Here is a 10,721-nt window from a genome sequence, read left to right as displayed (position 1 = left end):
TGATTTGAATTGATTGTTTTTTCTTCGTAACCATAAATAGATATTTATGGTTACGTATATTTTTTTTGACTAAAAAAGCTTTCTGTTAAAAATAATACTTATATAAAGCTATAAATAAATGATGTGTTATACAATACGGTACATCGCTAACCGCAAGTATAATGATAAGAAAAGTTACCAATGACAAAAAACGAATTTATATGCCCGTTATGCCAACAAAGTAACTACTGTGCTATTAACGCAGTGGAACCCTGTTGGTGTACAACAAAAAAAATCCCTGCAGCATTAATTGCACAAGTACCTGCAAATAAAAAAAATAAAAGCTGTATTTGCGCCAATTGTGTGGATAAGTTTAATCGCTTAGCGCAACGTATAAGTTAGTAATGAGAACGATTAATTACAATGAGTGCAACTAGTCAAGCACCATTGGTGAGTTTTTATGATGGAGTTAATGGGTAAAATTTGCCCCATTATGTATAGGTATAATAACACTACCTTGTAGATCAATATGAGCTTGCATGCTTTGTTCTGGAATCATATGTATCTGGACCAATTATTATCATAAGCCCCCGTTTCAATCAAAGTAAGATCAAATTTTTACCTATTTCTTTAAAGCCATCGAAATAACCAGAATCCCCACTAAAATAAACGTTACTATTTGTTGATTTGATGGCATACAACGCGCATAACGTTTGGCTTCTATAAAAAGACCACGTCCTGAAAATGCTGAGTAGATGTTGTTGTAATCACCTTCTTTATTATGGTGCTGTATAGACGTTTGATAGCTATTGCGTATTTCTTTTCCTGTTATTTTTTCAATAGAGAATAGAAGGTGAGAAACACGAATAAATTTAAACCGTTATTCATTATAAATCCGCGTTAAATTCTATCGTCTGATTTGGCAAAAGGTGTTCGCTTACAATAGTCACCGTCGGCAATTCAACTTTTGTTTCAAGTGATAAGGTTTCTGAAGTGTTTGGCAACAACCCTTTCAATGATTTTTCAGCCCTTACACCGTTAATAACCAAAAAAGCATCGTAATAAATAGGCGCTATACCGGTGTTTTCAATCGTTACTTTAGTGTGTGTTGTGTTAGCAGCAAAACCCGTTATGGTAAATTGATATCCACTAGCCATTGAGGCTTCTTTGATTCGAGTTATAGGTTGTTCTTGATTTGAACCATTAGTATATGTGTCGTTACCTATCATGTATGAAATATGAAATTTTTCGGCAAACTCTTCGTACGATATACCATAAGCTCCACTATTAGGCTTAAGTACATTGCGCTGGTCAGTGGTTTCAACGTAGCTAAATTCACCACCAAAAGGTACTGACTTATATCGTTCGTTATAATTGAAGAAGCTCCATGCACTTTCATTATAATCTGAATGCGCTTGGTGCATAAATGAATCATCAAATAAACCAAAAGGTATATTCGTAACATTAGCATCATTGAAGGGTGTATTTTGAATATTTGAGGCATCTATTGATATAGACCAAGGTAAACTCGCGTAAGTCTTTTGTAGATGCGCTAAAAATACTTTTTGATAGGTTTTACTAGGAAAGGTTTGCCCTAAAATATTAGGTCCATCATATATATGATATTCTCCCCACAAACCAAAGCCGACTTGTAAGAACGCTATGCGGTTATCATTATCATAACGTTCAGAAAATTTGGTATGAAATTCTTGAGTAAACCTTTGTAATTCAGTATGACTCCAATCAGGAAAAGATGTGGTTAATCCTTCTGACTCTCCTACAGTTTCATTGTAACTAGGTAAGTTTTTAATATAGTTAGGTACGGTAGTTTCTCGTCCTGGATAAGCATAGTACAACCTAAATATTGCCTGATGATTCCGCGCTGCAATTTTTGCGAGTTTATTATCAAGATAGGTCCAGTTATATACGCCTTTATCCGTAACTATTTGATTAATAGATATATAGCTAAACTCTAATGAAATAGCCTTGCTCATTGCTTCTTTTTCTGATGAACTCCATACTTCATGATTATCCCACAGTACAATCCCCGTCATGGGTTGTACTTTTTTAATAGTGCTTTGTAGAGGAATGTTTTGAAATGGATCTACGGGAAGCTCAACGGGTTTATCAATAATAGGCGGAGTAGGTGCTGCAGGAGTTGTAGCTTCACTTCCCCCACCACCGCAACTTAGTGTTAAATAGCAAAGGAATGTGACTATTCCTATTTTACTTAAAAGATGAATCACTACAGCCCTAATTTAATTGGCGTACTAAAGTTAAATACATAATAATTGTATACATTATCGTTTCCTACGATTTGACTGAACACCTAGCGCTTTCTTTCTAGCATTCTTTTTAGACGGAGAACTTTGTTTTTTTCTGCCACTTTTTGGGGGCTTAGTCAGGTCAGGCTCATAGCCCGGCAACCACTGTGGTAACAATTGTGTATCAAGAACTTCTTCCACAGCCTTTAACAGCCAGTCTTCATCGGGGCTCATTAATGATAAAGCTAAACCGGCTTTACCTGCTCTACCCGTTCTACCAATACGATGAATATAATCTTCAGCTACATAAGGTAATTCGTAATTAATAACGTATTGTAAATCGATAATATCAATACCGCGCGCTGCAACATCTGTCGCAACAAGGGCTCTTGTTTTACCTTCTTTAAATTCAGCAAGGGCTTTATCTCGTGCGCCCTGCGATTTATCGCCATGAATAGATTGTGTTTTAATCCCATCTTTACACATTTCTTTTGCAAGCTCATCTGCACCTTGTTTAGTACGTGTAAAAATAAGGACTTGTCGCCAATTTTTAGAACCTATTAAAAAAGAAGTTAACTCGCGTTTTCTGTCTGCATCTACGGTATATACAATTTGCTCAATATCTTTTGCTGCTGTATTGCGTTCACCCACTTCGATTAATTGAGGATCATTTAATAAGGTTTTACTTAGCTTAAAAATACTGTCGTCAAAGGTTGCTGAAAATAGTAAAGTTTGACGCTTAGCAGGTACCCTTTTTAAAATATTAGTTATTTCATCTTTAAAGCCCATATCTAACATTCTATCGGCTTCATCAAACACTAAGTACTGTAAATCAGATAAAGTCAGCGAACCATTAATTAAGTGGTCTAATAATCGACCCGGTGTAGCAACAATAATGTCGGCACCTGCATTTATAGCATCAGTTTGCGGTTTAATACTTACACCACCATAAACAAGCACTGATTTAATATCGGTATATTTAGCGTAGGTCTCTATATTTTTAAATACTTGTTGGGCTAACTCACGCGTAGGTGTTAAAACAAGAGCTTTAACAGTACGCGTTGTTTTTTGAGATAATAAATGATGCAAAATAGGAAGTGTAAAAGCCGCGGTTTTACCTGTACCAGTTTGTGCTCCAGCCATAACATCATTGTGTTTTAAAATAACAGGAATAGCGGCAAGTTGAATGGGAGTAGGCTTTTCATAACCAGACTCTTCAATTGCTTTTAATAAAGCAGGATTTAACGCTAAAGAGGTAAAGCTCATACAATTTCACAACAATAAATTTTTAATGTCGCTATTGTATCAGAGAAGTTTCAACATTGAGTAATGTAGCGAATTTTTACAATTAAAGTTCAGTATAAATAGCCATTTATACTGAACCTTTTATAATGTAACCTCTGTAAAAAGGTTGAATGATTATGGCAAAAAAATATTTAATTTGGGATTTACCTCTTAGGCTTTTTCATTGGGTATTAGTGCTAACAATATTAGGTGCTTGGTATACCTCAGATCAAGACAACGACTTAATCGATTATCATCTTATTTTTGGTTATGTCGCACTGGGGTTGATGCTGTTTAGAATATTGTGGGGGTTTATAGGTACGACCCATGCTAAATTTAAACATTTTATTCCTACACCAAACAAACTAATAAACTATATAAAAAATAAAAACGAACAACAATCAGTGACTTATCCAGGACATAATCCATTAGGTAGTTTAATGGTTGTATTTATGTTGGTAATAATTTTATTACAAGCGATAAGTGGTTTATTTATGAATGACGACATATTTACGTCTGGCCCATATTACGGAGAGGTTACTGGCAGTCTTGAAAAAGTTATTACCTTTTTCCATCGTAATAGTTTTAATGTAATTTTAGCAGCAATAGCCTTGCATATACTGGCCATTATTTTTTATAAGATTGTTAAAAAGAAAGCATTAGTTACTTCAATGATCACAGGAAAGAAAAGCTCTGAAGAAGTATCTGAAAAAGATGCAATAAAGCATTCAAAAATTATTATTGCGATTATCACAGCTATAGCTGTTGCGGCTTTTGTATATTGGTTAGTTATTATAAATGCTCCCGTAATAGAAGAATATTATTAACTCACGGATCAAATAGACAACTTAAACTTAGATACTAAAAAGCGCTGATATTATTTCTAATAGCAGCGCTTTTTTATCATTTTTAAAAACTATTTAGTCGACTTTAAAATCATCATGACAGCCGCCACAAGATTTTCCTACTTCACCGATAGCTTTTTTAGTAGCAGATTCATTACCTAACTTTGCAACTTTTAATAAGTCAGCTGAAGCTGATACTAATGCTTCTGTACGCTTTTCAAATAATTCAGGTTTGGTCCAAACATCATTTGAAGCTTCTGTTTTAACTTTAAAACCTGATGTATTAGTACTCATATAATCGGCAATCATTAATGATAATTGATTAATGCGTAAAGCATGTTTTTCTACCGCTTTAGCATCAAATGGCATTTTACCTTTTGCCATAGCGCCTAGTGGCCCCATATTAGTACCTAGTAAACCAAATACAGCTTGGCGTGTATGAGCCGCTTTTTCAGCCTGTTTTAATGACTTCGCCGTGTTTGCCATTGCTGAAGCAGCAACAACAAATGAAGATGCAACAACGATACTTGTTAATATTTTTTTCATTTTGATTAAATCCCTCATTAAACGAACCTTACCCTAGCTTAAATTAATATACGCTAGGGAGTAAACTTATTTATTTTGTTACTACAGACTAAAAAGTAACATTTGGTTTCATTATTTTTTTCTTAACTCATCTTCTAACTCATCAGGGTATAACACAACACCTTGTTCGTTAGTGTTAGGAAATACAACAATAGCAAGTTCATCGTCTAACAAACCTTGAGTCCAACGGCTATACCATTTATTTAGGCCTATCGTTTCCGCTTTACATGTATTCCATTCGCCATTAATCCATAATTCAGCGGTTTCTTTTGAAGGCCAAACAGGCACGCAATCTTCATCTTCTGTATTTAGCATGACACAACCATGTTCATCGGTTAGTATCCAAATAGTTTGATTCTCACGTACTTCTTTTAAAAAGTAGGTTACTCTATTTTCGTCATTAAGGTTTACTATTTTATGTAAATTATCTTCGTTAGCCATATTCCTAACCTTTTAAAATGTCTTAAACGTTAAATAGCAAAGATTTCCATTTCATCGCCTATTTTTTTTCTCATTTCCATAAGCTTAATTGCTGTTTGGTGTTGAGCGATATCTTCTTCTGTTTCTGGAATATATTCAGGTATACCCATTTTTTGGCCATGTTCATCTACCGCAACCATAATAACGATACAATGCGTAGTTTTACGACGAATAAGTGATTTAGGGTCACAAGCATTTACTTCAATAGCTATGTGCATTGAAGATGTGCCGGTATAAATAACTTTAGCTGAGACTTCAACCAAACTACCCACATGAATAGGTGCAACAAACTTAATACCACCTGCATAAGCTGTTACGCAATAACGACCACTCCAACCTGCTGCACATGCGTAAGCGGCTAAATCGATCCATTTCATTACGGCGCCACCATGAACTTTACCACCAAAATTTACATCTTGTGGTTCAGCTAAAAATCTTAAGGTGATATCTCTTTGTGGTTTGTTCATCTTTATTTCTCTTTGTAATGAATAGCTAATAAATAGTATATATTTAACTAAGCAGTTTTCGTTCCACTTTAATATAACCTCAAAATAGCGATTATCCTATTTAATGCTTTAATAATGGCTTTAAAACAGACAAAATTGAACGATTAAAAATCAATGTGTTTCTATTGCACCATAAAGAGGCATCGCATGATAATAACAGGAATTATAAATGAAGATTTGGGTAGATGCTGATGCATGTCCTACTGTAATAAAAGATATTCTTTTTAGAGCTGCCGACCGAGCAAAAATTGAAGTAACACTTGTTGCTAATCACTTTTTAAAAACACCACCTTCTAAGTATATTAATTTTGTTCAAGTCAATTCTGGTTTTGATGTAGCTGATGATGAAATAGTAAAAAGAGCGGAATTAAAAGACTTAGTGATAACCGCCGATATACCACTAGCAGCAGAAGTTGTTGAAAAAGGCTGTATTGCTTTAAATCCTAGGGGTGAGCTGTATACAACTCACAATATTAAGCAAAAACTTAATATGAGAGATTTTATGGATACCTTAAGATCTAGCGGAATTCAAACAGGTGGAGTACCACCAATTAGCCAAAATGATCGACAAGCCTTTGCCAACAACTTAGACAAATGGCTTGCTACAAATCACAAAGAATAGATTTACCTTGATGCTGAATAGGGATCTTTTGAAGCACCTTTTTGTGGATTAGCTTTACGAGCCGAACGGCTTTGTGGGTTATTCCCTACTTTATGATTTTGGTTTTTACTCTTAGGCTTATGCCCGCGCGCATTATCTGCTGATCTTTGACCATCTTTATGCTCAAAGCTTGCCTTAGGCTTTTTAGATCTTTGTTGTTTTAATGGTCTTAACGTTCTTGATTCTGGCAATTCGTTAAAGGGGGCAAAACCATCGTAAATTTCACGAGGAATAAATTTCTGCATAACGTGTTGTATGTCGTTAAGTAAATCTATTTCATCTGCACATACTAATGAAACAGCATGACCACTAGCACCTGCTCGACCTGTTCTACCTATACGATGAACATAATCTTCGGGTACATTAGGTAATTCAAAATTAACCACTTGTGGTAGTTGGTCAATATCAATTCCGCGGGCTGCTATATCTGTTGCAACTAACACGCTAATAGTACCTTCTTTAAAGTTAGCTAAAGCTTTTGTACGTGCCCCTTGGCTTTTATTGCCATGAATTGCCGCAGCCTTAATGCCAGCACCTTCTAAAACTTTAGTTAACTTATTAGCACCATGTTTTGTTTTCATAAATACCAGCACTTGCTGCCAATCATTATCTTTTATTAACTGCGTTAATAGCTCTGGTTTTTTCTTTTTGTCTACCGGATAAACCAATTGTGAAACTGATTCAGCCGCTGAATTTTTAGGCGTAACAGAAATTTCAACAGGATTATTAACTAAACCACGGGCAAGATCACGAATATCGTCTGAAAATGTTGCTGAAAAAAGTAGATTTTGTCTCTGCTTAGGTAAAAATGACAATATTTTCTTTATATCTCGCAGAAACCCCATATCAAGCATTCTATCAGCTTCATCTAATACCAATACTTCAAGCTGATCAAACCGGATGGCTTTTTGATTAAATAAATCCAACAACCTACCAGGCGTAGCAATCACTATATCCGCACCTTGGCGTAATCTCATCATTTGAGGATTAATTTTAACACCACCGAATACTACTGTAGAACTGAGTGATAAGTACTTACTATAAGTATCTACATTGACAGCAATTTGAGCAGCTAACTCACGTGTAGGTGTTAAGATTAAACTACGCGCTTGATTAGGCTTAGCTTTATTCCCTTTTGATAAGATCTCTAATATAGGTAAGGTAAAACCTGCCGTTTTACCTGTACCAGTTTGAGCAGCAGCCATAACGTCTTTTCTAGACAATACGGCAGGAATAGCTTGTTCTTGAATAGGGGAAGGTTTTTCATAACCTTTTTCAGATAAAGCGGTAAGAATTTCTGTCGAAAGGCCTAAAGATGTAAAACTCATAATATACTCAATTCACTAGATACCGCCAATTGCGGCGCTGAAGCTTACATTATAGTAGTGGTTAAGGCAATTTACTTACTACGATAAGGATTTAATTCTATATTGCAATATACGTTAATCTGTTACTTATATTACGAGCAAATAACTGGTAAAGTTAAGCTAATGGATTTGTTACACGTCATTATCTTAATGATATTAAAGGTATTTCATGCTTGATGCTGTATGTTATGAAAAAAACATTTTAATTATTGATGGCATTCGTCAATCTCGAGAAATATTAAAGCAATTTGCTCAAAGTATTAATGCCTTACGTATTGATACAAGTCATCACGCCCCTGACATTATTTCTAAATGTGAAAATATTGATTACGAAGTCATTTTATTAGGTTATGACTTAGGTGAAAACCGTAAAAACGGACAACAAATATTAGAAGAACTCCGAGTTAAAAACCTAATTTCACGCCAATGTACAATTATAATGATCACTGCAGAAATTACACAATCTATGGTGTTAGCTGCTTTAGAACACAAACCTGATGATTACCTTACAAAACCGTATACTTTAGGTGAGATCTCTTCACGCCTAGAAAAATGCCTACTAAAAAAACAGGCTATGGCACCAATCTATAATGCTATGGACAATCAAAACTACAATGATGTGATTAGCTTATCGACTTCAATGGCAGAGATGAATCCTCAGTATAGAAGCGAATGTTTAGGTATTATTTCAAGACAGTATTACGAGCTAGAACAATACGATTTAGCTAAAGAGATATATTTAGATTATAAAAATCAAGAAAATTGCCAGTGGGCTGTTATCGGATTAAGTAAAATAGCTATCATTAACAAAGATTATTTAACGGCAAAAAATTATCTAAAAGCTTTAATTGAAGATTATCCTCATTACCTTTCTTCTTATGACTGGTTGGCAAAAACCTACCAATTACTTGAAGAACCAATTAAAGCAGAAGAAACATTAGAGAAAGCGATCAGTATTTCCCCACGATCAGTTCCTCGCTTAAAGAGATACGCCGATCAATGTTTATCAAACCAAAATTTTGAAAAAGCAACTAATGCTTATAAAAATACACATGATTTAGCCTATCACTCTATTCATCGAAAACCAGAAAACACAATAAACTTTGCTGAAGCGCTTTTAGAATATTCAGATCAACTTTCTACATATCAAATCAAGCAGCTAAACAATAAAGCGTTTGACGCATTAAAAAAAATGACTCGCGATTTTAAGCAACCAGAGATTAAAGTTATGTCTTTGCTATTAACATCTCGCTTGCATAATAAAGTAAAAGATTTTTCATTATCCTTAACTGCGCTAAATGAGGCTGAAAGATTACTGAAGAAAGAAGACCGTGATTACTCTGCAAAAGGAACATTGTCGATAGCAAAACATCTCATATCACTTAATAAAAAAGAAATGGGAAAAAACCTCATTCACACTTTAGCTGAGTCAACCCCCGACGATACAGAATTAATGCTTGAGATATCTAAGATTATTGAACAACCGATAACAGATAAAAATAAAATAGAAGCACAAAGTGCATTAGAAATTGGTACAAACTTATATAGAACAGGCCAATATAAATTAGCAATTGATAAGTTAAGTCAGGCATTAACGTTATTTCCTTATCATATAGGAATAAAGTTAAATCTCTATCAAGCCATTATTGTATCGATGGAGCACTCTACAATTAGAGATAAAGATGTAATCAAAGCAAAACTCCTAACAAGAGAATTTAATCAATTATCTGTCAATTCTGAATCGTATTTTAGATATCAAAAATTAAAAAAAAGATATGATGATGTTATTGAAGAGAATAATTAAATGAACAAGTAGTTTCGATAAGAGAACATATTAGGGATAGGTTAAACGTAATGAAATTACTATTTAAAATTTAGTGAGTATATAATTAACCACTAAATTTCTCAGAATTTATTACAGTATGAGTAAGGCGGAATAAATAAGAATTCAGTAGTAGGCATAATGAACATAAAAGAAAAGATGGTGGAGGGAGGTGGATTCGAACCACCGAAGGCTGAGCCGTCAGATTTACAGTCTGATCCCTTTGGCCACTCGGGAACCCCTCCACGGGGTAACCTATTACTAGGTTGAAATAGACGTTTAGCAATGTCCTACTCTCACATGGGAACTCCCACACTACCATCGGCGCTAATGCATTTCACTTCTGAGTTCGGAATGGGATCAGGTGGGTCTACATCGCTATTGTCGCTAAACAAAACTTTAGAATTTAAAAAACTTAGTAAATTCTTTAAATTCTAGAGTTTAAAAGCCCGTCACATCAGTAACGGGCTTTCAGTATTAGAAGCCTAGCAATGTCCTACTCTCACATGGGAACTCCCACACTACCATCGGCGCTAATGCATTTCACTTCTGAGTTCGGAATGGGATCAGGTGGGTCTACATCGCTATTGTCGCTAGACAAAAAAGTAACGTACAGGATGTACTAATATCGTGATGCCATGGATGGCAAGGAACGATGTACAATCTCTACGTTTAAAATCTTAGAAAGCTGACGTGCATGGATGCACTAATGTCGACCAGAGCCCTGGATGGCGGAGGCGACGTAAATACATTTAATCTCTTATTCAACACGATATGTACGTGATGATTTATTCATTTTGTCAGTCTTCACACAATAACTCCATAGTTCAAAACTATTTAGGTGTTGTATGGTTAAGCCTCACGGGCAATTAGTATCAGTTAGCTCAAGGCCTCACAACCCTTACACACCTGACCTATCAACGTTGTA

Annotated in this window: 10 protein-coding genes, 1 tRNA gene, 2 rRNA genes and 1 pseudogene; 4 read left to right on the top strand and 10 right to left on the bottom strand. The window is 35.0% G+C overall.

All coding sequences use genetic code 11. The annotated features are described in order from the left end of the window. The first annotated feature begins 180 nt into the window (after positions 1–180). Positions 181–381: a cysteine-rich CWC family protein gene (locus B0X80_RS18770; RefSeq protein ID WP_077343094.1), complete on the top strand. Its 201-nt coding sequence runs from the start codon at positions 181–183 to the stop codon at positions 379–381. An 85-nt stretch (positions 382–466) separates the two neighbouring features. Here B0X80_RS18770 and B0X80_RS20605 read toward each other — a convergent pair. The 3 genes and pseudogenes from B0X80_RS20605 to B0X80_RS18760 all read right to left on the bottom strand — a co-directional run. Next, a pseudogene (locus tag B0X80_RS20605) lies at positions 467–724 on the bottom strand (MBL fold metallo-hydrolase); the annotation flags it as partial. A 142-nt stretch (positions 725–866) separates the two neighbouring features. Beyond that, complete coding sequence (locus B0X80_RS18765; RefSeq protein WP_077343092.1) at positions 867–2,225, bottom strand: hypothetical protein; 1,359 nt, start codon at positions 2,223–2,225, stop codon at positions 867–869. 54 nt (positions 2,226–2,279) lie between these two features. After that, positions 2,280–3,509 carry a DEAD/DEAH box helicase gene (locus tag B0X80_RS18760; protein WP_077343090.1) on the bottom strand — a complete coding sequence of 410 codons (1,230 nt, stop codon included), beginning with the start codon at positions 3,507–3,509 and terminating at the stop codon, positions 2,280–2,282. Between the two features lie 155 nt (positions 3,510–3,664). On the opposite strand from B0X80_RS18760, the gene B0X80_RS18755 reads away from it, so the two are divergent. Further along, positions 3,665–4,354, top strand: a complete 690-nt coding sequence (locus B0X80_RS18755; RefSeq protein ID WP_077343088.1) for a cytochrome b/b6 domain-containing protein — start codon at positions 3,665–3,667, stop codon at positions 4,352–4,354. 93 nt (positions 4,355–4,447) lie between these two features. On the opposite strand, the gene B0X80_RS18750 is transcribed toward B0X80_RS18755, so the two are convergent. From B0X80_RS18750 to B0X80_RS18740, 3 genes are all read right to left on the bottom strand, one after another. Then, positions 4,448–4,918 carry a c-type cytochrome gene (locus tag B0X80_RS18750; RefSeq protein WP_077343156.1) on the bottom strand — a complete coding sequence of 157 codons (471 nt, stop codon included), beginning with the start codon at positions 4,916–4,918 and terminating at the stop codon, positions 4,448–4,450. 111 nt (positions 4,919–5,029) lie between these two features. Beyond that, positions 5,030–5,398: a DUF2750 domain-containing protein gene (locus B0X80_RS18745; RefSeq protein WP_077343086.1), complete on the bottom strand. Its 369-nt coding sequence runs from the start codon at positions 5,396–5,398 to the stop codon at positions 5,030–5,032. Positions 5,399–5,427: 29 nt separating this feature from the next. After that, positions 5,428–5,904 carry an acyl-CoA thioesterase gene (locus B0X80_RS18740; RefSeq protein ID WP_076420717.1) on the bottom strand — a complete coding sequence of 159 codons (477 nt, stop codon included), beginning with the start codon at positions 5,902–5,904 and terminating at the stop codon, positions 5,428–5,430. Between the two features lie 208 nt (positions 5,905–6,112). Between B0X80_RS18740 and B0X80_RS18735 the strand changes: the two genes are divergently transcribed. After that, on the top strand, positions 6,113–6,565 hold the full coding sequence (locus B0X80_RS18735; protein ID WP_077343084.1) for a YaiI/YqxD family protein: 453 nt from the start codon (positions 6,113–6,115) through the stop codon (positions 6,563–6,565). A 2-nt stretch (positions 6,566–6,567) separates the two neighbouring features. On the opposite strand, the gene B0X80_RS18730 is transcribed toward B0X80_RS18735, so the two are convergent. After that, a complete protein-coding gene (locus B0X80_RS18730; protein WP_077343082.1) occupies positions 6,568–7,932 on the bottom strand; it encodes a DEAD/DEAH box helicase in 1,365 nt (454 codons plus the stop codon). A gap of 208 nt (positions 7,933–8,140) precedes the next feature. Here B0X80_RS18730 and B0X80_RS18725 point away from each other — a divergent pair, with 208 nt between their 5' ends. After that, positions 8,141–9,775 (top strand): tetratricopeptide repeat-containing response regulator, encoded by a 1,635-nt coding sequence (locus B0X80_RS18725; RefSeq protein ID WP_077343080.1) that lies wholly within the window; start codon positions 8,141–8,143, stop codon positions 9,773–9,775. Positions 9,776–9,953: 178 nt separating this feature from the next. Here B0X80_RS18725 and B0X80_RS18720 read toward each other — a convergent pair. The 3 genes from B0X80_RS18720 to rrf (B0X80_RS18710) all read right to left on the bottom strand — a co-directional run bounded on the left by B0X80_RS18720 (position 9,954) and on the right by rrf (B0X80_RS18710) (position 10,391). Beyond that, positions 9,954–10,038 (bottom strand) — tRNA-Tyr (locus B0X80_RS18720). Between the two features lie 32 nt (positions 10,039–10,070). After that, positions 10,071–10,185 (bottom strand): 5S ribosomal RNA (gene rrf / locus B0X80_RS18715). A 91-nt stretch (positions 10,186–10,276) separates the two neighbouring features. Beyond that, positions 10,277–10,391 (bottom strand): 5S ribosomal RNA (gene rrf, locus B0X80_RS18710). Positions 10,392–10,721 lie beyond the last annotated feature (330 nt).

Source organism: Pseudocolwellia agarivorans (genome assembly GCF_002000085.1).
GTDB lineage: Bacteria > Pseudomonadota > Gammaproteobacteria > Enterobacterales > Alteromonadaceae > Pseudocolwellia > Pseudocolwellia agarivorans.
This window is presented reverse-complemented; position numbering and strand designations above follow the sequence as displayed.